The organism is Streptomyces sp. NPDC050997 (genome assembly GCF_040660135.1).
Classification (GTDB): Bacteria; Actinomycetota; Actinomycetes; order Streptomycetales; family Streptomycetaceae; genus Streptomyces.
Genome location: NZ_JBFAGK010000003.1, coordinates 83,221 through 104,012, shown reverse-complemented (window position 1 = coordinate 104,012; position 20,792 = coordinate 83,221). Strand labels below are relative to the sequence as shown.

At 66.8% G+C, this 20,792-nt stretch carries 16 protein-coding genes and 6 pseudogenes; 14 read left to right on the top strand and 8 right to left on the bottom strand.

All coding sequences use genetic code 11. From position 1 onward, the window contains the following. Positions 1–56: 56 nt before the first annotated feature. A complete protein-coding gene (locus AB0H86_RS06925) occupies positions 57–710 on the bottom strand; it encodes a GPP34 family phosphoprotein (RefSeq protein WP_362433917.1) in 654 nt (217 codons plus the stop codon). Positions 711–1,273: 563 nt separating this feature from the next. Here AB0H86_RS06925 and AB0H86_RS06920 point away from each other — a divergent pair. The 3 genes and pseudogenes from AB0H86_RS06920 (at position 1,274) to AB0H86_RS06910 (ending at position 4,141) form a co-directional block, all read left to right on the top strand. Then, positions 1,274–3,163 (top strand): S9 family peptidase, encoded by a 1,890-nt coding sequence (locus AB0H86_RS06920; RefSeq protein WP_362433915.1) that lies wholly within the window; start codon positions 1,274–1,276, stop codon positions 3,161–3,163. 162 nt (positions 3,164–3,325) lie between these two features. Continuing rightward, positions 3,326–3,685, top strand: a pseudogene (locus AB0H86_RS06915) (radical SAM protein); the annotation flags it as partial. Between the two features lie 195 nt (positions 3,686–3,880). Next, positions 3,881–4,141 carry a hypothetical protein gene (locus AB0H86_RS06910; protein ID WP_362433912.1) on the top strand — a complete coding sequence of 87 codons (261 nt, stop codon included), beginning with the start codon at positions 3,881–3,883 and terminating at the stop codon, positions 4,139–4,141. Between the two features lie 112 nt (positions 4,142–4,253). Here AB0H86_RS06910 and AB0H86_RS06905 read toward each other — a convergent pair whose 3' ends face one another. Continuing rightward, positions 4,254–4,817 (bottom strand): GrpB family protein, encoded by a 564-nt coding sequence (locus AB0H86_RS06905; protein WP_359841180.1) that lies wholly within the window; start codon positions 4,815–4,817, stop codon positions 4,254–4,256. A gap of 574 nt (positions 4,818–5,391) precedes the next feature. On the opposite strand from AB0H86_RS06905, the gene AB0H86_RS06900 reads away from it, so the two are divergent. Continuing rightward, positions 5,392–5,748 carry a hypothetical protein gene (locus tag AB0H86_RS06900; protein WP_362433910.1) on the top strand — a complete coding sequence of 119 codons (357 nt, stop codon included), beginning with the start codon at positions 5,392–5,394 and terminating at the stop codon, positions 5,746–5,748. A 414-nt stretch (positions 5,749–6,162) separates the two neighbouring features. Here the strand turns inward: AB0H86_RS06900 and AB0H86_RS06895 are convergent. Then, a pseudogene (locus AB0H86_RS06895) lies at positions 6,163–6,519 on the bottom strand (transposase); the annotation flags it as partial. A gap of 350 nt (positions 6,520–6,869) precedes the next feature. On the opposite strand from AB0H86_RS06895, the pseudogene AB0H86_RS06890 reads away from it, so the two are divergent. Together AB0H86_RS06890 and AB0H86_RS06885 are read left to right on the top strand one after the other, a co-directional pair. Next, positions 6,870–8,071: pseudogene (locus AB0H86_RS06890) on the top strand (IS701 family transposase). Positions 8,072–8,292: 221 nt separating this feature from the next. After that, entirely contained in the window at positions 8,293–9,144 is an 852-nt protein-coding gene (locus AB0H86_RS06885; protein ID WP_362433908.1) for a thioesterase family protein, read from the top strand. A 239-nt stretch (positions 9,145–9,383) separates the two neighbouring features. On the opposite strand, the pseudogene AB0H86_RS06880 reads toward AB0H86_RS06885, so the two are convergent. The 3 genes and pseudogenes from AB0H86_RS06880 to AB0H86_RS06870 all read right to left on the bottom strand — a co-directional run. Next, positions 9,384–9,527, bottom strand: a pseudogene (locus AB0H86_RS06880) (transposase); the annotation flags it as partial. Between the two features lie 160 nt (positions 9,528–9,687). Then, positions 9,688–10,794: pseudogene (locus tag AB0H86_RS06875) on the bottom strand (IS30 family transposase); the annotation flags it as partial. Positions 10,795–11,123: 329 nt separating this feature from the next. Then, positions 11,124–11,690 (bottom strand): TetR family transcriptional regulator, encoded by a 567-nt coding sequence (locus tag AB0H86_RS06870; protein ID WP_362433906.1) that lies wholly within the window; start codon positions 11,688–11,690, stop codon positions 11,124–11,126. A gap of 86 nt (positions 11,691–11,776) precedes the next feature. Here AB0H86_RS06870 and AB0H86_RS06865 point away from each other — a divergent pair, with 86 nt between their 5' ends. Then, positions 11,777–12,202 carry a nuclear transport factor 2 family protein gene (locus AB0H86_RS06865; protein WP_362433904.1) on the top strand — a complete coding sequence of 142 codons (426 nt, stop codon included), beginning with the start codon at positions 11,777–11,779 and terminating at the stop codon, positions 12,200–12,202. A 318-nt stretch (positions 12,203–12,520) separates the two neighbouring features. Here the strand turns inward: AB0H86_RS06865 and AB0H86_RS06860 are convergent, their stop codons facing one another. Next, the gene (locus AB0H86_RS06860) at positions 12,521–13,174 is read right to left on the bottom strand and encodes a class I SAM-dependent methyltransferase (protein ID WP_362433902.1); all 654 of its coding nucleotides are present in this window, start codon (positions 13,172–13,174) and stop codon (positions 12,521–12,523) included. A gap of 238 nt (positions 13,175–13,412) precedes the next feature. Between AB0H86_RS06860 and AB0H86_RS06855 the strand changes: the two genes are divergently transcribed. From AB0H86_RS06855 to AB0H86_RS06835, 5 genes and pseudogenes are all read left to right on the top strand, one after another. Beyond that, complete coding sequence (locus AB0H86_RS06855) at positions 13,413–14,030, top strand: TnsA-like heteromeric transposase endonuclease subunit (RefSeq protein ID WP_362433900.1); 618 nt, start codon at positions 13,413–13,415, stop codon at positions 14,028–14,030. Beyond that, positions 14,027–14,164 (top strand): hypothetical protein, encoded by a 138-nt coding sequence (locus AB0H86_RS06850; protein ID WP_362433898.1) that lies wholly within the window; start codon positions 14,027–14,029, stop codon positions 14,162–14,164. The genes AB0H86_RS06855 and AB0H86_RS06850 overlap by 4 nt, the downstream gene beginning before the upstream one ends. 396 nt (positions 14,165–14,560) lie before the next feature. Beyond that, positions 14,561–16,120, top strand: a complete 1,560-nt coding sequence (locus tag AB0H86_RS06845; RefSeq protein WP_362433896.1) for an integrase — start codon at positions 14,561–14,563, stop codon at positions 16,118–16,120. Positions 16,121–16,126: 6 nt separating this feature from the next. Beyond that, positions 16,127–16,744 (top strand): AAA family ATPase, encoded by a 618-nt coding sequence (locus AB0H86_RS06840; protein WP_362433894.1) that lies wholly within the window; start codon positions 16,127–16,129, stop codon positions 16,742–16,744. Between the two features lie 168 nt (positions 16,745–16,912). Beyond that, positions 16,913–17,044, top strand: a pseudogene (locus AB0H86_RS06835) (formylglycine-generating enzyme family protein); the annotation flags it as partial. Between the two features lie 1,351 nt (positions 17,045–18,395). Here AB0H86_RS06835 and AB0H86_RS06830 read toward each other — a convergent pair. Then, entirely contained in the window at positions 18,396–19,139 is a 744-nt protein-coding gene (locus tag AB0H86_RS06830; RefSeq protein WP_362433892.1) for an SDR family oxidoreductase, read from the bottom strand. A 94-nt stretch (positions 19,140–19,233) separates the two neighbouring features. On the opposite strand from AB0H86_RS06830, the gene AB0H86_RS06825 reads away from it, so the two are divergent. Further along, positions 19,234–19,821 (top strand): TetR/AcrR family transcriptional regulator, encoded by a 588-nt coding sequence (locus AB0H86_RS06825; protein WP_362433889.1) that lies wholly within the window; start codon positions 19,234–19,236, stop codon positions 19,819–19,821. Between the two features lie 365 nt (positions 19,822–20,186). Next, the gene (locus tag AB0H86_RS06820; RefSeq protein ID WP_362433887.1) at positions 20,187–20,402 is read left to right on the top strand and encodes a hypothetical protein; all 216 of its coding nucleotides are present in this window, start codon (positions 20,187–20,189) and stop codon (positions 20,400–20,402) included. Positions 20,403–20,792: the final 390 nt, after the last annotated feature.

The following is a 20,792-nucleotide window of genomic DNA, read 5'->3' as shown; positions in this document are numbered from 1 at the left end:
TCGATTTTACTTCGGCTCGCATTCTGCGGACGTGCGCATTTTTAGGTTTGTCCTGCTCAGCTCCATCCGCCGCCGACAGACCGACTGGAAAGCACCGAGTTTGACAGGGCTTTGCGCAGGCCCGGTATTTCTCGATCGAATTTCTTGGCGAGTTCCTCAAGCGTATCCTTGTGTTTGCGGCGCTCGGAACGGTTCAGTACGACCCCCATGGTCGCGTCGCTCTCCAGGGCGATCACCGGCAGTGCCACTTGCGCCAGGGGCAGAGTGGACGGGTCGGCAGTGGTGGTGACCCGCGTGCGCAACGCTTGCTGCACAGTTCGGGCCTCCTCTTCCCGCCGCAAGACAACCTTGCTCCCTCCCAGCAGACTCAAGGTGCGGCCGGTCTTCTTTTCGATGATCCCAGCAGCCGTCAGCTGGTTTTCGACCGGTTTCTCCGCCTTGTGCGCGGTGTTGTGCACCAGTGCCATCCACTTTTTCGGCCTCGCGTGCAGCTCTTCCCACACAGAGGCAAGAAACGGATCCGTCGGTGATTGGTCCCCAAGTACGCGAACCCGGCGCCCGTCGGTCTCAGCCTGTCCCGCAAGGATTAGCTCGGTCAGGGCAGCAGCGCGCAGCCGCTGCCCGCGGAACTGCAGAAGAGTAGCCGGAAACTTGTTCTTCTTGAAGGTGTAGGCACACAGGTAGATCTGCTGCGGAAGCGTGAGATCCATGTGAACTCCTTGAATACGTGGCAACAGGACCAGTTCCTACTACATGGCGCGATCTACAAGGGCCGTTGACGGCATATTGGGTTCGCCGACCTCGGCCGTCGACCTGTCGGCGTAGCGCTTTTCCTGACTCGACGGGACTGCAGCCGCTCGAAGGCGCCATGAATCCGCACCACGATCACCCGACTCACGGCAGGAAGCTCGTGATCTTCATGGCCGTCAACTCTCCCGAAGTCCATCTTGTGCGACCCCACCATCGTGTCACTAACTGCCATAGTGGCACTTAGTGACGGCATTGTCCACCCCTCGCGCATGTGACCTGCGTCACGAGTTCACTACCGGCCGAGCGGTCACCCAGGGGAGGTGAGGCTGCAATCGACGGCCCACAGCGGCTGGACATGCGGCGCACTTGCCAATGCTGTCACTTAGTGACACTGTCATTAAGTGACAGCCTTCGATCGCTGAACGGTGACCGGCTCCAGGCTGCGGACCCACTCAGAGCCCTTGCCGACCATCATCAGGGCCTCATCACTCGCTGTCCGGGGACAGCCACAGGAAGGACCCACATGGCACTGCCGAAGCCGATCAGCGTCGAGGAGCTCTTTGCCCCTCCCGTCCGTTCGCGGGCCTCCCTCTCGCCGGACGGCACCAAGATCGCGTACCTGGCTCCTTGGGGGAACCACCTGAACCTGTGGATCGAGAGTGTCGACGCGCCCGGGGACGCGCGGCGGGTCACCTCCGAGGACCGCAACCTGCTGAGCTATCACTGGACCGACGATCCGAGGTGGCTGCTCTATACCCGGGACCAGGGGGGCGACGAGAACCGGCACCTGTACCGCGTCGATCTCGAAGACCCGGACGCAGGGGCTACTGACCTGACCCCTTTCCCCGGCGCACGCATCATGGATCTGAAGCTGCCCGCCGCGCGGCCGGGGAAGGCGGTGTTCTCCTCGAACAGCCGGAACCCCGCCGCGTTCGACCTCTTCGAGCTGGACATCGCCACCGGTGACCTGCGGACCCTCGCGGAGAACCCCGGAGGCGCTGCCACCACCCTTTTCTATGGCGGCAGCCGAGACCCCTTCACCAGCGACGTCACCGAACAGGGCGACCTCAACCTCTCGCGCTGGAACGAGGCCACGCAGACGTTGCGCCACATCGCGCAGTTCGACGGTGCGGACTATCCGCTGGGCGTCTATCCGCTGGAAGTTACCGCCGACGCCGGCGTTCTCTTCGGTTCGAACCGGGGCTCGGACAGACTCCGCCTGGCCCGGCTGGATGCAGAAACCGGCGAGGAGACGGAGGTCGACTCCCACCCGCAGTACGACCTGGACACACGAGCCCGTGTCTTTCCCGCACTGCCCTCGCCGCTCATCTTCAGCCGGCGTACAGGCGAGCTCATCGGAGTTCGCTACCTCGGGGAACGACTGGTGATCAACGCCCTGGACCCGCACTTCGCCGAGGTCTTGGAGAACCTGAGGAATCTGTCCGATGGCGACCTGGCCCACATCTCGTCCGACGAGAGCGAGCAGCGGTGGGTCGTCAGCTTCACCCACGACCGCGATCCCGGGGCCACATACTTCTACGACCACTCCTCGGGCGAGAGTCGCCTACTGTTCCGGCCCCTTGGCCACCTGGATCCCGAGCAGCTGGCACCGATGACACCGGTGACGATCACCGCTCGGGACGGTCTCGCGCTCCCCTCCCACCTGACACTGCCAATCGGGACAGAGCCGCACCGGCTGCCGCTGGTCCTGCTCGTGCACGGCGGTCCCTGGGACCGAGACAGCTGGGGGTTCAACCCTCTCGTCCAACTGCTGGCCAACCGGGGCTACGCGGTGCTTCAGGTGAACTTCCGCAGCTCCACGGGGTACGGCAAGTCGTTCATGAAGGCCGGCATCGGGGAGTTGGCCGGCAAAATGCACGACGACCTGATCGACGGTGTGAACTGGGCCATCCAACAGGGATACGCGGACCCGGGCCGGGTGGCGATCTTGGGCGGCTCCTACGGTGGCTATGCGGCACTGGTCGGAGTCACCTTCACGCCCGATGTCTTCGCTGCTGCGGTGGACATCTTCGGGGTCTCTGACCTCGCCAACTTCCTCCGCAACCAGCCGGAATTCGTCCGGCCGGCCCTTGCCGCCAACTGGTTCCGCTGGGTCGGCGACCCCGCGGATCCGCAGCAGGAGGCCGACATGCTGGCCCGCTCACCGATCAGCCGGGTGGACCAGGTCCGTACACCGCTGCTCATCGCCCAGGGCGCCAACGACGCCCGGGTGGCGCAGGCAGAATCCGACAACATGGTCCAGGCTCTCCGGGCACGTGGGGTCCCCGTCGAGTACATACTCATGGCGGACGAAGGGCACTCCATCGAGAACCCGGAGAACTTGATCGCCGTGTACCACGCAGTGGAGCGCTTCTTGGACGGGCATCTCGGACACGGCCGGGCCGCTACGTAGCCGTCGTCCGGGCCGTGGCGGTGGGCGGTCGGCGTAAGGACATCCGTGAGGCCCCGCAGCCCGGAGGCCGCATTCTCCGCGGCCGCCATTAGCGGATGCTCTGTCCAGCGGCTGCGGAGGTGTTGCGGGAAGCGGCGGCGGGGAAGCGCGAGGCGCGAGCGCCTGAGGGAAATGGCGAAGAAGAAGTACGTCTTCCTCTGCACCAACGCCATGCTGCTGCGCAAGAAGATGGACAAGTTCAAGCCCTCTCCCTACTTCGCCTTCGCCGTGCACATCGGCGGGCTGCGGGAGCGGCACGACGAGTCGGTGGCGAAGGAGGGTGTGTTCGACGAGGCCGTGGAGGCGATCAAGGAGGCCAAGCGGCGCGGCTTCAGGGTCACCACCAACTCGACCTTCTTCAACACGGACACCCCGCAGACCATCATCGAGGTGCTCAACTTCCTCAACGACGACCTCAAGGTCGACGAGATGATGATCTCGCCCGCCTACGCCTACGAGAAGGCACCCGACCAGGAGCACTTCGGCCGGTGCTGTTCTTCCCGCGGGCGTCGCCGACCAGGATGGCCTGGGCGGCCGGGCGCGGTTCACGGCGCTGGCCGACTTCGTCGTCGTACGGAAGAGATGATCACTATCGGTCGAATAGCCCTCGCGTAGTCGCCGGCCGGTGTCATCGTCCACGCCGTATGGGGTAAGGACCTTCCGACGGCGGCCGTGCCCGTGCTGCGCACCTATGTCTCGCGGCTGCGCAAGACCCTGGAGCCCGACCGGGCGGCCGACGAGTCCCGGGCCGTGATCGTCTCGGCCATCGACAGATACCTGGCCTTCGCCGTGCCCAAAGTGGGCGAGACGGCGCTGGCCGCGATCGAGGCAATTACACGCGAACTCGCAACGTCCGCGCAGACGATTACGGTGACGGTCGCACCAACCGACGGTCAGTTAACCACGCGAGGGTGCGGGACCTGGAAGCCGGTGAAGTAAGTAGGTCCCGGCGACGGTGGCAGTTCGTGACTCATGACTGTTCTGCGCCGGTGACGTAGGCGTCGCCAGTCGAACAGATTCACAGATCACAAACCCGTGACGCCATCCCGCGTCATTGGCGAGCTGACCTGGCTCGAGTCTTGATCGCGAGGATGACGTCGTTCTTGGCGTCGGCGTAGTCGTTCATGTCGTTCCACTGCTGGCTGAGCAGAGCTCGTTTTACACTCTCGTACAGGGCGCGATCGTCTGCATTGGTGCGCAAGTGGTCACGGAAGAGAAGGTACTCGTGCACCGCTGCGTCCCCTCGTTCATATACGTGCACGTGAACGTCGCGAGTCGGCGTACGCACGAGCCGATGTCCTGGCTCGCGAACCCGCAGTTCGTAACCTGCGGCCAACAGCCCGTCGAGGTAGTCCTCCTCTGCTGTGATGTCGGCCACCGCGACGACGATGTCAACAATCGGTTTGGCGGCAAGGCCTGGAACCGAAGTCGATCCAATGTGCTCGACATCGACGTCCACTGCCGCCAACGCGTCAAGGATCCGACGCCGGTGATGCAGGTACACCTCCGCCCACCGGGCGTCATAGCTGCCAAGGCCGACCTCGAGCGCTTCTGGACCACCGATGATCTCGACCGTCGTGACGTCCGGCCGACGAGGCTTGCTGCTGTTCATCACCAACACATCCTTTACGTCTTGCGCCAGTTCACCACCTCGATCGACGGGGCTGCGGTTGGCGGCTTCGTCGAGCCTCGCCGTCGTCACGCGGGCTCGGCGGATCGGGACCTGCGTCGCGCCGAGAGCGGCGACACGTTCCTGCTCGACCCGGAAAAGGTCGATTCTACGTGCAGCGCGACATGTTCGGCCCAGGCACAGTTGTCCTTGCTCAGCGGCATGGATTGCGGCGCGCGAAGCAACAGGCTCCTGAGGCGGGCCAGAGGACTGTTGGCCCCTCGGATGAGCGGCTGCCCCTCCGTCATCACTGCGGACACTTTGTCGGCGCCGGGGCTAACGATGTCGGCGTCCCTCCTGTGAGTGCAGTACACAAGAACCCGATCTGCGAGCGGTCCCTGAGTCTGCCGCCGCTATCCCGGGTCCTTACTCGAGCGGCTCTCGGCAGACAACGCTTGCAATGAAGTCTGGCCTGAGTTACGTTGCCGGGCTGACCATTTCAGCCCGGCCAGGCTGTCGAGGTGCCCGGCACCGAGCGGCGAAGCCCGCGCCGCGGGCTCTACACAATCTGGAGCCAGTAATGACCGACACCGGCAGCATCTCCGACGGGTTCCACACCTTCGACGAGCTGTACGAATTCAGGCTGCTCTACCACGCACACGCAGTCCGGGCGTGGCTGGCCGCCAGGTATCCCGTCGTCCGCTCATGGAGGCACCACGACGGTGAACCATGCTTCGGGGGCGGCTGGTTCATAGTCATGGCCCAGCTCCCCACGGGGCAGGTCAGCAATCACTACCGAGCCAATAACTGGTCGTTGTTCGGTGACGTGCCCGAGGTAGAGACGGCGCCCGTGTGGGACGGGCACAGCACCACCGACGTAGCTCGCCGGCTGCGCACCCTCCTCAGTGGGGATGGATCTACGAGCGTGGCGAGCTGACGCTGCGCCGATAGGGCAGTCCGCTTTCGACATGAGTCGCGGAGGGCATCCCCGGCGCCGCCCTCGCCGGCCTCCCACGCGAGCGCCGCGCCCACCTCTTCACCACGGACCATCAGCGAGAAGCAGGCCGGCCTGCGCACCGAAGCGGTCGCCACGCTCCTCAGAGCAGAGGAAGAGGCCCCCGAAGAAGTCCTGTGCCGCCCCAGGACACAGAAACTCGTGGAGGGCCTACGCCTGGTACTGAACTTTTCAGGGTGGGGCCAACCCGCCGCCCGCCACACCCCCGTCGGGCGCCTGTGCGTCCCCTGGGACCCGCAGACCGAGGCCGCCTGCCGAGTTCTGATCGCGGCATCACCGCAGATCAAGCCCAAGCCATCGCTCATCACTTCAGGAGGGGCAGTATGAAGGCAGCATTTCGGTGCGGCCGGCGGTGCCGGAGTACTGGCGCTGCACGCCGGCCGAGGTGGTGCCCTTCTTGAGGAAGCCGGTGTCGTCGAGGACGAGGATGCCGTCGGGCTCGCCGAGCCGTTCGGCTACGTAGTGCTGGAGGTCGTCGCGGAGGTCATCGGCGTTCCAGCGGGCGCCGTTGAGGAGCCGCTGGAGGCGGTCGGGTGTGCGGTGTCCGGCGTATTCGGCCAGCTGCCAGCCGTTTTTGCGGCCGACCGGGCCCAGTAGTCCACGGATGTAGTCGCGCATCCTGCGACGCGGCTCGACACGCCTGAAGCGGTGGCCGGTGCGCAGGAACAGTTCCTCGAGCTCGTCGTTCCAGATCTCAACTGCACGCTCGTCGATCACGCCGGGAGGCTGCCCGGGCCGCTGCCACTATCAGCGGTGGCTGCACACGATCGAGAGGCTGCCCGGGAAAGAGAGCACGGTCCGACAACCAGCCCACTACACTCGCCCAAACCGCCCCTGAACAGGGAAGACGTCAAAGTGCTGCTGGAGTATTAGTACTCCAGTTGTGCTTCTCCATTTGTCCTGGTCAGCGTGCCTGCTTCGAGTCTGGTGAGCTGACGCTGCATCAGGGCGGTGGTGGTTCGTGACCCACCCGATCGGGGTGCGTTGAGCCTGTCATGGAGCCGGATATCGAAGCGGGGCTGTGGGCCACCGAGTTGGAGTCGCTGCTGCTGCGGGTAGGCCAGCGGTTCGGGCGCATCGAGCCGCGGCGTCGGATGCAGGACTACGTGCGCGGGCTGCTCGGCCCAGTGGGCCGGAAGAACAGTTGGCAGCTCGCCGAGCATGTCGGCCATGCCACCCCCTACGGCCTGCAGCGGCTGCTGTCGTGGTGTCAGTGGGATCCAGACGAGATCCGTGATGACCTGCAGGATTACGTGGCCGAGCGGCTCGGGCGGCCTGACGGTGTGCTGATCGTCGACGACACCGGCTTCCTGAAGAAAGGCACCGTCTCAGCCGGGGTGCAGCGCCAATACTCGGGGACGGCCGGCCGCACCGAGAACTGCCAGATCGGCGTGTTCGCCGCCTACGCCTCCGCGAAGGGGCGGGCCCTGGTGGACCGGGAGCTGTATCTGCCCAGGTCCTGGACCGACGGCCCGGATCGGTGCCGCACGGCGAGAATCCCTGCGGATAGGTCTTTTGCGACGAAGCCCGAACTGGCGCGGGCGATGGTGTTGAGGGCGTTCGACTCCGCGCTGCCGATCGCCTGGGTGACCGCATGCGGCCTACGGCCAGGAGCGCGGCTTCCGGCGGATGCTGGAGGAGGCCGGTGTGGGCTATGTCCTGGCGGTTCCCAAGTCGCAGCAGGTCAAGTCGACTGCGGGGAGTTGGCGCATCGACCACGTTCTGGCCGGTGCCCCGGACGACGCCTGGGAGCGAATCTCGTGCGGGGACGGTGCGAAGGGCCCTCGGGTCTACGACTGGGCCGCAGCCAGGCTCCCTGCCGCCGACGACACGGACGGCAGTGCACTCACGCATCACCGCTGGGTGCTGGCCCGCCGTAGCCTCGCCCGCCCCGAGGAGATCGCCTACTACCTGGCCTTCGCCCCCACGGACGCGAACGTCTCCGAACTGGTCCGCGTGGCCGGCTCCCGATGGGCCATCGAAGAAGCCTTCCAGGCAGCGAAGAACAAGAGCGGCCCCTGCGAGTACGAAGTCCGCCGCTATCCGGGCTGGTACCGGCACATCACCCTGGCCATGCTCGCCCACGCGTTCCTGGCCGCTGTCGCAGCCCAGACCACTGAAAGGGGGGTCTGCAGAAACGACCCCACCAGCACCATCCACTTCACCGTGGCAGAAGTCCGCCGACTCCTGGACGCTCTGCTGCCCCGCCCCACACCCCGCCTCGGACCCGTTGCACACGCCCTGAACTGGCCCCTCTGGCGCAGACGACACCAAGCCGCAGCCCGCCGCTGCCACTTCCGCCAAGCTCGGCTGGCGTGCCTCCAAACAGCTGGTGGCGCGTCGGCAAAGGCAAGGTCGTCGGTGCTGCGCACAGTCGCGGTGCGGCTTGGAGCAACTGGACCTGGTCGCGTGGTATGCCCTGTCCGACCTGGTGGCGAAGTTGACGCTGCTCTAAGATCATCATGTATGAACACTCCTGACGGTCAGAGGCTCGGTATCCAGATCGATGTCCGGGTACGACAGGCCGATCTTGGTCGAAACGGCTCGGCAAGCACAACCGGCATGGCCCGCTGGCTGGAAGACGCCCGGATCCGGCTGCGGCTGCACCGCTTCGAACGCCTCATCGGTAAGGGTGGTTTCGGGCCGTACCAGATCTTGCTCGTCGGCCAACGGGTCAATCGGCTTGCTCCGGCCGGCCCGACCGGTACCCACGTGCAAGTGCACACCGGCGTTTGCCGGATCGGGCGCTCCTCATTCACCTTCGAACAGGTGATCATGGTCGACGGCAAGCATGTGGGCAGGGGCGACGCCACCGTCGTGCTGGCCGACAACTCGGGGCCGCTCCAGCTTCCGGACGAGCTGATCGCCGATCTCGACGAGATGCAGCTACCGGAGACAGGAACGTCGGCAGCTGCCCGTCCACGCCCTGAGCGCCTGCAACGTGCCCACTACTCGCACTGGGCCACGCTGCGTTCCCGGATCGGTGACGTCGACTCCAACCAGCACGTCAACTTCATCGCATTGACCACTTGGTACGACGAGGCCGTCGCCACCTTCACCTCGCACTCGATTGGGACAAGTGGTGCGGGCTCGGTGCCAGATCTGCCCCCTTCGTCATACCAGATCCAGTATCTCGGCGAGGTGACCTACCCGGGCGACTACGAGATCGGGCTCACGGTCCGCTCCGTCGACACCGACTCCGTGCACTACGAACTCGGTATCTTCCACGACAGCACCTGCCTGAGCGTGGCCGACGCCATCGGCCCACGCGGCGAACTGACCTCCGAAGCTCTGAAAGCGGCCCCGACGGCGGACTGACCACAGTCCTCTCGGGGACAGACCCAGGTACATCCCGGCATCGCGGCGCCACTGGGCCCGATCCGCGTCTGCGGAGGAATGCCCTGATTCTGGGACTCGATCCAGCCGACTCCTGGAGGCTCTGCCGCCCCTGTGGGACTCTGTTGGCCGATGTTATGTGGGTTTTGTCGATCAGGCCGTGAGGCTGAGGACAAGTTGTTCGTAGTGGGAGACTCGTGTCGTACCCAGGGGGTTCCGGTCCACCAGGCGTCGAGACGGTAGAGGTTGAGAGCGGCCGCGGTCAGGACCTGGGCCAAAGCGGTCTTGGCGAGGCCGCGACAGCGAGTACGTCGGGTGCCGGTGCGCCGCACCGCCTGCGAGATGCTGCCTTCCACCCCGGCCCTGGTGTGGTATCGCTTCTTCCACTGAGCTTCTTCGAGTTGGCCACCGATCAGGTGACAGGGCGGATTCGCATGATCGTCGCAACGTTTGCAGGCTTGAGAGTGCCAGAGCCGCGGTGAATGCCTGAGCCGGGGTCTGCCAACTCAGTGTCTTGCGGGGTCGGTTGTTGAGCCGCTGCTCGATGACACGGAGGTCGTCAGCGGTGTGCAGGGACAGGTTCGTACGCTTGGGCAGGTACTGCCGGATCAAGCCGTTGGTGTTCTCATTCGTCCCTCGCTCCCAGGGACTGCCGGGGCGCGCGAAGAAGATCCCGTCGGTGAAGTAGGGCGCAAGTTCATGATGGCGTGACATCTCGGAGCCCTGATCCCACGTGAGACTCCGACGTGCCCGTTCCGGCAGCTTGCCGAGGGCTGCGATGAGGGCATCACGCAACTGGCCGGCCGAGTGCCCCTCCGGCAGCGGGACCAGAAGGAGATAGCGGGTTCGTCGGTCGACGAGCGTGGCGACGGCGGACTGGCTGCGGGCGCCCACGACGAGGTCGCCTTCCCAGTCGCCGAGACGCTCGCGCAGCTCGATGAGCGATGGCCGACGGTCGATGAGGACGGCCGGCGCAACGAATCTGGGCATGCGCTGGTCAGGGCGGCGACGCTTCTTTCTCAGCGGTCGGCCGGTACGAAGCTTCCTGGTCAGGGTCCTGCTCAAGCCGCCTTTGGCACCTTGGTAGAGGGCTCGGTAGATGGTCTCGTGGCAGAGGTGTCGCTCGGGATGGTCAGGCCAGCGGGTCCTGAGATGGGCGGCGATCTGCTCCGGGCTCCACTCCAGGTCGAGCTTGGACTGCACCTCGGCTTTGAGCTCAGGGTCCGTGGACAGCTTGGAGCGTCTGGGACGTCCGGCTCGTTCGCGGCCGCGGTGGTGGGCCAGGTCGGCGTCGTATCTGCCGTAGTCGTGCGGGCGGCTGTTGCGCCGCAACTCCCGGCTGACCGTCGACGGTGCCCGCCCGAGCAGGCCAGCTATCTCCCGGATGGCCAGGCCGCGGCCACGCAACGAGGCGATCCTTCGGCGCTCCAACAGCGACAAGTACCGGCCCGAACGCGAGGCTTCCGGGAGGTAGTCGGGTTGCAGGCCACCATTCTCCGCCCGCCAACGGTAGCCCGTCTTGCGCCCGATGCCGAGTTGCCTGCACGCCTCGACGCTGCCCACCCCAGCCGCCAAGAGGCGCCAGTACTCGGCCTCGAGCTCCAGTCTGCGCTTGCGTCCCCGCCTCGCCATCAAAACTCCACAATGATCAAGGAATGTTGCGACAAGCGTTAGAACCCAAGCGCCGCCCCTGGTCCACTTTTCAGCCGTCGCCGACAGTGGATCAGGCGGGGCCGTGCGTCGAGTTGTAGTTCGTCGCCTTCCATCGAAGCCGGAGGATCTACGACGCGTCCTTCCCTCGCGAAACCATTCCGCCATCGCGCCAGTCTGATGAAGCCGACACGGAAGCACCGTGGAGCTCGTTTTCCCCTAATACCGCTGCTGAGCCTCAGTAACGACCTGCCCGCTCTTACGGATCGCGGAAGCTGCGCTCCACTCACCGAGCATCGGCGGCTTCGCGTTCACTCCGTCGCTCCTGCCAAGGCTTTGATGGCCGGGCGGAGCAACGTGGCGATGCGATCGACAGGGGCCTCACGAAGCGAGGCCAGGCCGAGGAACTGGTGGCCGATGGTGACGCCCAGCAACGTGGTGACAACCAGTGCGGCGCGCAGTTCGGGATCCTCGGCTGCGGGCAGGGCGGCACCGACGCTGTCGATCTGGCGGCCGAGGGCGACACGGACGTGATCGGCTGCCGCCTGGTCGGTGAGCATGGACCGAATCATCGCCAGCGTGCCTTCGGGGAGACCGCCGAGCTTGAGGCCGAGCGAGGCCAGCAACTGATCGACGAGCGTGTCGGTATCAGTGGCCGTCAGCGGGGCGGGGAAGGCCTGCATGGCTTGGTTGAACAGCTCCCGCTTCGAGCTGAAGTACTGCATGACCAGAGCTGGGTCGACGCTCGCCGCGGCCGCCACGGCGCGAATGGTGGTGCGCTCGAATCCCTTCTTGGCGAACAGTTCCCGGGCGCCGTCGAGGATGCGTGCCTCGGTCGTTCGGCGGCGGTCGGCGCGGGATTGGCGTGGAGTGGACACCAATTCACTCTACAGCCGTTGACCGAACTTCCGGCCGATCCTACGGTGAGTGGGTCAACAAGTGTTGAGCGAATGGAATAATCCCCGTGTCCCATCTGGCTACACCTGCTGTTCGCACCCCTCACGAGGTGCTGACCTGCTACTACCAGGCCATGCTCGACAAGTCCCCGGACGATCTCGCCGATCTCTACACCATCGATGCGGTGCACGAGTTCCCGTTCACCTCACCCGGCTTCCCCCCACGCTTCGAGGGTCGTGAGGCCGTGCGCGCCGGATACCGGGCGGCCTGGGGCGCCAGCCCCGCCCAGGTGCAGGAGGTCAGGAGGATCTCGGCCCACGAGACCGCCGATCCGGAAGTGATCATCGCCGAGCATGTCGTGGTGGGGACGCTGCCGACCAAGGCCACCACGTTCACCGTCCCCGGTCTCCTGATACTCCACGTCCACAACGGCCTGATCATGCGAGTCCGCGACTACATGGACGGCCTGGGAGTCGCCAGTGCCAGGGCGTGACGGCCGGGCCAGAACAGCGGCAACCAGACCTGAGACCGGACAGCCCTGAGGCTGTTCGGCCCTGGCCCCCGAGATTTGTCTCAACGAACCAAGTCCCCGCGTCTCACCCAATCCAGTCCACGCAGGTCAGCGTAGGGGTGGACGACCAACTTCGTTGAGACAGGACAGCAGACTGCTGACGGCCGAGCACTCCCGCTGTCCTGTCTCTGTCGATCTGGCCTCTGTCTCAGGTGATCTGGTCCGATTCGCCCGTGGTCTCAAGTGACCTGGTTCGCCTACGCGACCGCGCGGTGCAGGCCGGTGTCGCAGCGCGGCTTCTCAGCCGGCGGTGGTCGGCGGTTCTGCGATGCCGATGAAGTTCCCGGCCATGGGCCGAGTGTGGATCGACCACCCCTGAGCTGTGAGGTCGTCCGTGAGCGTCTGGGCATCGTGGAATACCTTGACGATGCGGTACTGGCTGCCGTCGTCGAGTCGGCGAAGCGCGGTCGGGGTCGTCTGGTTCGCGAGGACTTCCTCGTAGGCGGCTGCGGCGGGGCCGTCGTCGATGAAGATCGCTTTGCCGCCCGGCGCGAGCGCGGTGGCGACGGTGTTCCAGAAGTCGGGCAACCGTGTCGGCGGGACGTGGGAGAGCCAGAAGGCGAAGAACACGGTGTCGTAGCGTCGTGGTGGCTGCCACTCGAACAGGTCGGCCTCAAGGAACTGGGCAGTGGGGGACGCGGTGCGCGCACGGGCGAGAGCCAGTACTTCGCATGACGCGTCGACAGCCGTCACGGACTGCGCCCGCGCGGCGAGCCTCGGGGTCCATTGGCCTGTTCCGCAGGCCAGCTCCAGCACGTCCCCGGTAATCGGGAGGTTATCGACGGCAGCCAGTAATTTCCGCAGGTCTTCGTACTCTGCGTAGGGTCGGTCGTACTCGGCCGCGCCGGCCTTGTAGTAGGCCATTTGCTCTGTCAGGAGAGCGTCGTCATGCATGCGAGTTCCTCTCGTCCGGGTTCGGTCAGAGCCATGTGCGTTCAGCTCGCCGGCTTGGTCGCCACTGACACTGTCGTCCTTTACCTGTGGTCAAGGTCAAGTGTCTTCAGGGTGTGGGAACGTCCTCGCCGACCGTCTGACGTCACTCGTTCGGGTGACGCCTTCCTCGTCCGCGTCTTGAAGCTCCGCGGGGTGTTCCACCCTCGCAGTGCAGGGTCAGGGGCGGTGGGAGGTGTTCGTGGGCGAGCCTGCGGAGGCGGTACCTGCCTGGGAGTACGCGTCGGACGTCCATGTGGGGTTTGTCGGTCTTGACGGTGTCCGTTGGGACGGTCCGCTGGCCCGCTACTGGGGAGAGCCCTTCGAACTTGCCTCCCCGGCCCGGAAGTTCATCACGTTCAAGGGGCAGAAGAACTTCACGGGTGATTACTGGGCAGTGACCTCGCGTGACCTGGTGGGTTATGAGTCGTGGGTGGAGCGGGACGCCGCGATGGCTCTGGATTTCGATCCCGCCGTCGTCGCTCTGGCCTCTCAGCCCTTCCGCCTGGCCTGGGTGGATGGCGACCGGGATCGTGACCACACTCCGGACTATTTGGGTCAGCCGTTCCGGGCGAATCTGCGCTGGCTGGCGCGTTACCGCCATCCACGCTGCCACCGGGCGTCGTTGGCAGCGCTGTTGCGGGAGGTGTTTGTCGAACCGCAGTTGCTGTTCGCGGGGGCCGATCGGGTCGGAGACCGGATGGCGGTGCTGCCGGTGCTCTATCACCTGCTCTGGCGGCACGAGCTGACGGCGGACCTGGTCTCGGGTCCGCTCGGTGGCGGGACGGTCGTCAGCCTGGCGGCATGGGGGCGGTCGTGAGGTCCGCGCGTCCGGGGCGGCTGTGTCTGGGGGGCCGGGTCAGGTTCGAGGAACGTACGTACACGGTCGTCGGACTGACCGGGATGAGGGTTCGCCTGGCCGATGTCCACGGCACGGGCATGCTCATCGACTAGGTCCACCTCCAGGCGGCCGAGGACTTCGCTGTCCTCGGCGTCGGCGAGCGGGCCGCGCTGGGCTCGGCCGCGCTGCTCGATCACCTGCCTGAGAAGGCCGCAGAGCGGGCGCTGTGGTGGCAGCAGCACCTGATCGAGATCCTCACCGGCCTGTCGCCGGATGCTCCGGCGGGTGCCCTGCCCCGGCCGGAATACGACCCTGGCTGCCGGTCGCTGGCAGAGCGGGAGCGGGCCAAGGCGGCGGAACTGGCCGCGCTGGGCGAGGAGATCAGCGCGCGGACCGTTAAGCGCAAGCGGCAGCGCTACGAGGCCGGCGGCGTCGCTGCGGTGGTGGACCACCGCCTTGCCCCGCACGCTTCGCTGCTGGGCCGTGCTGATCCTCGCGTGGTGGCGGCGATGCGTCAGGCCATCGCGGAGAGTGTTCCGGCGTCCACCCGCACGATCGAGTACGCGCGTTGGCGGACCGGGCGGATTCTGGCCGCCGAGCACGGCGAGGACGTGGTGGAGATGCCGTCACGGGCCACGTTTTACCGGCTCTTCGGGAAGCTGTCTGGCGGTGTCCACGTGACCGGGTCGGCTCGGACCCGGCGGTCCCTGGCCGACCAACCGGAGGGCCCGTTCCGTTACGAGCAGGTCGCGGCCCCGGGCGAGCTGATGCAGATCGACTCCACTCCGCTGGATGTGCTGGTGCGGCTCGATGAGGGGGTTCCCGGCAGGGTCGAGCTCTGCGGCCTGGTCGATGTCGCCACCCGCACCATCGCCGCCGCGGTCGTGCGGCCCACCACCAAGTCGGTTGACGCCTCGCTGCTGCTGGCCCGCGCTCTGACCCCGGAGCCGATGCGGCCGGGCTGGTCGGACGCGCTGAGCATGTCCCGGTCGGTGCTGCCGCACCGCAGACTGCTGTCGTTGGACGAGTGCCTGGAGCACGCAGCGGCCCGGCCGGTGATCATCCCCGAGACCATTGTCTGTGACCGGGGCAAGACGTTCATCTCGGAGAACTTCCGCTCCGCCTGCCGAACCCTGGAGATCATTTTCCAGCCTTGCCACCCCCGGTCGCCTGCGGAGAAGCCCCATATCGAGCGGACGCTCGAATCGGTGGCCACGCTGTTCTGCCAGTTCCTCCCCGGTTACCTGGGCCGCACGGCCGAGCATCGCGGCCGGCGCGTTGAGGACGAACCCTTGTGGTCGATGCTGGAGATCCAGGAATTTCTGGACGAATGGCTTGTCGCCAAGTGGCAAAACAGGCGCCACGACGGGCTCCGGGACCCCGGCAGCCCCGGCCGGACTTTCACACCGAACGAGAAGTACGCCAGCCTCGTCGAAAGCGCCGGCTACGTCCCCCTCGCGTTCGCCGGGGACGACTACGTCGAGCTGCTGCCCGCGACCTGGCGGGCCGTCAACTCCTACGGCGTCAAGATCAACCATCGCATCTACGACTGCGGGGAGTTGGGCCCCTTGCGGCGTCAGCCCTCCGGGGTCACCCGCAAGAAGAACCTGTGGGAGGTCCACCGCGACCCCTACGACGCCAACTGGATCTGGGTCCGCAACCACTGGGAGGGCGGCTGGATCCCGGTTCCCTGGAAACACCTCGGCACCGTCCCGCAGCCCTTCGGCGACCTGGCCTGGGACCACGCCGCGGCTGACCTGCGCCAACGGGGCGAGAGCGACCCGACCGAGGAACAGATTGCCCAAGCGGTCACGGAACTCCTGACCAGAGCCAGCCAGGGCCCCAGCGGCGACGGGAAGGCTCGCCCCTCCCGTCGCGACCGGCGGGTCGCCGCCCGGACCCGGGCCGCCGCCGAGAACCCCGGTCCTCGGCCGCCCCAGCCCGAGACCGCACCCGCCGGCACAGACGGCCCGCCGCCCCCACGACGACGAGGAGGGCGGCGACGCCCAGGACGAACCGGTCGCGAAGGTCATCCCCCTCGGCGTTTTCGACCCCTTCAAGGAGGCTGACAAGCGATGGTGACCGCGACCGGACCCACCCCCGGCGGGCAGCCGGACCCGGGTCGGCAGCACGGCTGGCGACGGGCTCTGGACCGGGAGGAACTGCACCGCTACCTCACCACCCTGGAAGGCTGGCGGGAGTTCGCCGTCCGGGATCCGGCCCCGCCCGACCTTCTGCCCGACCGCGTCCTGGACGGCCTGGACGCCGACGAGCGGCTGGACTACGACGACGGCCGCATCGACTACCACACTCGGCTGACTGTGGCCGAGACCTCCACCCTGCGCACCGTCGTCCACACCGGCAGGCGCCTGACCCTGCTCAACCGGCATGCGATCAGCGCCCGCCGGGGCCTGATCCTGTCCGGCCCGGCCGGCACCGGCAAGACCACCGCACTCACCCAGTTCGGCAAGACCATCGAGGCCATCGACCGACGCCGGCACCCCGGAGTCGACGGACGGATCCCGGTGGTCTACGTCACCGTCCCGCCCGCCGCGACCTCCCGCATGCTGGCCGTGGAGTTCGCCCGCTTCCTGGGCCTGCCCGTCACCACCCGAGCCAACATCACCGACGTCATCGAAGCCGTCTGCGGTGTCCTCATCGACGCGAGGGTCACCGTGTCGGCGTACACATGAAGATGCTCCGCCTGGTACACGCGAACGTGCACCGCTCGTTATGCCGTAGCGCAGCCGTTCCGTGACCCGATGTCCTGGTCCCAAGGTCGCTGTCGAGACAGGTCCATCGGCCGATGTCCGTCCCGACTACCGAGGCGATCATGATGTTGTTCGGCCGGAGGAGGAGCCATGCGGGGGGGGGAGCACGTGGACTGGGTCGAGGTTCCGGCCGGGGTACTGCGTCGGGGTACGCCGGTCGACGAGGTAGCGGCAGTGGCCCGCCGCTATGCGGACACCGGGGTGCCGACGGAGTGGTACATGAACCGCAGGAGTACCTGGAGGGCCGGACGACGGCCCCGAGACGTGGATGACCTCGCCGCAGAACCTCGCCCGTATCGCCGCGATCACCTACGCGGCAGAGGCCCGCGGCCGTACGGTCGAAGAGCAGGCGGAGCAGACGAGGCAGGCAGGCAGGCGGAGCAGGCCCCGGCCGCCGACGTGGACAGTCAGCAGCAGCACCACCCGGCGCAGCCGGACCAAGGCAGCGGAGCGGGCGGCCGCGGCCGCTGAGGGAGACCGGAGCCCGCCCGGCGGAACGGACGGCGAAGTCGCCGGGCCAACTGCCGGGACGCTGCCGGAGCGCACGCTCCGGAGACGGCGGGGACGGGCGAGGGCGCGGGGGACCCACTCGCCGAAGCATGGAGGCCCGCATGGTTGACCCGATCCCGCCGTACCTCTCGCCGGAGCGCCTGAAGCACCTTCAGCAGCTCACCGACGCGTCCCGGCTGCGCGTGGCGCTGTATCCGTCTCCGGAGCCTCCGCCGGTCCGACGCCGCTCGCGGCAGTACCCCGGTGGCCGACCAAACCCGTGGTGGCGCGCCTGCGCCGACGCCAGCGGTGAGTGCGGGACATCCCGGCATCCGGTGCGCGCACCGACGACGTCGTGCGCTCGCCGTGCACCGCGCCGCGCACATCGGGTGCGCATGGCCAGCCGCGCCGCGCGCACCGGCCCGCGCGTCGACGATGTCGTGCACTCCGCCCGGACGTACCGGTGCGCACCGCGATGTCCGCGAGAGTTCCCGGCACTCTCTAGTGCGCATACGCTAAGTGACGGTGCGCGGGGCCGGTGCCGCCGGCTGCGCACCCCTTGTCGAGTTGGGAATCAGCCCTTGTCGGGGTCGAAGGTTCGGACGTTTTTCCTAGACCACGTTCGCTACCGTCCGCATCGTCCCCTTATGCGTGCGCGATGCTGTGCCCGAGGGGAGAACTCTCCCTCCCGCACCCGCTCTTGAGTCCTTCACGCTGCGTGAACGGGTGCCGGGTGCGGTGCGCACTCCCGCACGACGATGCGCACCGCCGCGCGGGAGTGAACCGCAACGTGCGCACCTGGTTGGGAGTGCACCGCACCGGGTGCGCACCGCTGGCGGGGAAGTGTGGCTCTATCAGTGAGTTCTGACACCGGTTGTCGATCGACGGCGACACCGCCCGGTGTTGGCGGAGAGTGATATCGCTGAGTTTTGACACCACTGGGGTGCTTGCGGTGGGAGGCGTCGCTCCCGTTGAGACCGGGAGCCAGGTCCGGAGTTGTGTTCTGCTCGTCGGGACGCCCGGCCAGACAGTGGCGTTGTGCAAGCGGCTGGCGGCCGTCTCACTTGACCGGTGACGGCAAGTGTCACGCCTGGACGGTGGGGCGAACGTTGATCTCGCCGATCTCGACGTCGCTGGGCTGCTCGATGGCGAAGGCCACCGCGCGGGCGACCGCCGCCGGAGGGATGCCCACCGCGTCCATGTTCTTGCGCGTCTGCTCGCGGATGTTCGGGTCTGCCATGGAGTCGGCGAGATCGGTGCGGATGTATCCCGGCGAGATGGCTGTCGTGCGCACCACCCCGTCGGTGGACTCCCTGCGCAGTCCCTCGTGGACGGTGCGCACCGCGTTCTTGGTCGCGGCGTAGACAGCCATCGAGGGGGACACGCCGGACAGGCCGGCCACGGAGACGATACTCACAAGGTGGCCCGAGCCTTGCTCGCGGAAGGCGGGCAGCGCGGCGGCGACGCCGTTGAGCATGCCGCGAAGGTTGACATCGATCATGGCCGACCAACTCTCGGTGTCGAGGTCGGCCAACGGACTGATCGGGGCGATGCCGGCGTTGTTTACCAGTACGTCGATACGGCCGTACTGGTCGATGGTGGTGGCGACCAGGCGCTGCAGGTCCTCGGCCTTGGTGACGTCGACGACGCACGTGGCGGCACGGCCGCCCTGCTCCCGGACCTCCTGCGCTATGGCGTCGATGCGCTCGCTGCGGCGCGCTGCGAGGACGACCGTAGCGCCGCGCTGGGCGAGTAGCCGGGCCGTGGCTTCGCCGATGCCGCTACTCGCTCCGGTGATAGCGACGATCTTGCCGTGAAGAGAGAGCACTACTGCCTCCAAGTAAAGTGGACACGTGTCCGCTGCGTTGCCAGCCTACCGGACACGTGTCCACTTGTCAGAGGCGGAACATCAGGAGAGGCCCATGAGTGCGCCAGCACGCCGTCCGGATGCGGTGCAGAACCGGACCCGCATCGTTGAGGCTGCCCGCGCAGCCCTCGCCGAGTCCCACCACGTCCACCTCAACGAGATCGCCAAGCGCGCCGGTGTAGGACAGGGAACGCTCTACCGGAACTTTCCCAACCGCGAAGCGCTCCTCGCCGAGGTCTACCGGCGCGACGTCGAAGAACTCGTGACCGCCGCCTCCGCTCTACTGGCGGCACACGAGCCCGTGGAAGCCCTGCGTCACTGGCTCGACCGAGTGATCGACTACGCCGAGATCAAGTACGGCGTCCTGGCAGCGCTCGAGCCGGCAGCGTGGCAAGACCTTGTCGCCCACAGCCAGAACCCCATCGAAGGCGCCCTCGGCCACCTGCTGAACGCCGGGAAAGCAGCCGGTTCCATCCGCACGGACGTGGACGCCCGCGGGGTCCTCCTGCTCATCGCCTACCTCGGCCGACTGGACCGAGATGAATGGGAAGCAACAGCACGGCCTCTGATGAACGTCATCCTCGAGGGCCTTCGCCGACAGGACGCGGACCGGCGAGGGCAGCAAACCCCGAAGACATCCTGAACAGCAACCGCAGCATCACCAAATAGCAGAGAAGAGACGTCGACTCCGCCACCGAGCGGTGTCAGTTCTCATCGACATTTCACTGCTCGGTGATCGACAAGTGCTGCCCAAACTCGTCGACATGTGGTGGCCGCTCCCACCTACGAAGCCAGGAAGTGCGTTGCGTTGTGCACAACACATCGCGCCGTGCGCCCCGTACGCACCGTGCCGCGTATGGGCGATGCGCGGCTGTCTGGGCCGGTCAAGGCCGGAAATCCAGCCGGGCAGAAGCGTTTTGCCGCCAACGATCAGTAATCAACCCACCGCATGGAGTGGTTCGAGCTACTTGTGGGCTGGGACGTTCGTGTGACGGGGAGGGCTGGCCGGTGGTTCTGTCGATCAATGTTGCCGTTCTGTTGGCGGTCATCATCGTCGTGCGGCTGCGGCGGCGTACGCACGCCCGGAGCCGGAACGACGAGAAGCTGACCGTCGTGATCGTGTTGGTCTTCGGCGTACTGATCGCCCCTACCGGGTTCGGCCAGACCGTCCTCGACGTCGTCGGCCAACTCGCGCAGGGCGTTACCCAGTCGGGCAGCCCCTGAGCTCTGTGGCTTTGCCGCCACCGCCGTCCGAAGCTTCGGCGGTGTGGCGTCGGCCACGGACAAAAGACTCCGCCAGGGGTGTTGCGTCGACATTCCGGACAGTGGTGGGTGGGTTCCAACAGGTCGCGGACAAGGGGTGCTTTCTCACGGTGGCTCCGACCCGTACGCCTCGCGCGTGCGGGCCGGACCTGTCACCGATCCGGCCGCGTACGGCCGGAGAATCCCGAGGACGCGATGACCACCGCACCCCTCCCGCCCGTCCCGCCGACGCCGCCGACCGGGTCGGACGGCGCTGCGACAGCGAGCCCCGCGGCGGGTCCTGTAGCAAGCCACGCTCCCAGCCCCGCAACTCCGAGCCGCCGGCTGACGGTTGTTGCTGATCAGACCCCT

Excerpts from the sequence above, each read along its gene's own strand:
- AB0H86_RS06925 (WP_362433917.1), bottom strand. The coding sequence starts at position 710 with ATGGATCTCACGCTTCCGCAGCAGATCTACCTGTGTGCCTACACCTTC.
- AB0H86_RS06920 (WP_362433915.1), top strand. The coding sequence starts at position 1,274 with ATGGCACTGCCGAAGCCGATCAGCGTCGAGGAGCTCTTTGCCCCTCCC.
- AB0H86_RS06900 (WP_362433910.1), top strand. The coding sequence starts at position 5,392 with ATGACCGACACCGGCAGCATCTCCGACGGGTTCCACACCTTCGACGAG.
- AB0H86_RS06885 (WP_362433908.1), top strand. The coding sequence starts at position 8,293 with ATGAACACTCCTGACGGTCAGAGGCTCGGTATCCAGATCGATGTCCGG.
- AB0H86_RS06860 (WP_362433902.1), bottom strand. The coding sequence starts at position 13,174 with ATGCATGACGACGCTCTCCTGACAGAGCAAATGGCCTACTACAAGGCC.
- AB0H86_RS06845 (WP_362433896.1), top strand. The coding sequence starts at position 14,561 with ATGCGTCAGGCCATCGCGGAGAGTGTTCCGGCGTCCACCCGCACGATC.
- AB0H86_RS06840 (WP_362433894.1), top strand. The coding sequence starts at position 16,127 with ATGGTGACCGCGACCGGACCCACCCCCGGCGGGCAGCCGGACCCGGGT.
- AB0H86_RS06825 (WP_362433889.1), top strand. The coding sequence starts at position 19,234 with ATGAGTGCGCCAGCACGCCGTCCGGATGCGGTGCAGAACCGGACCCGC.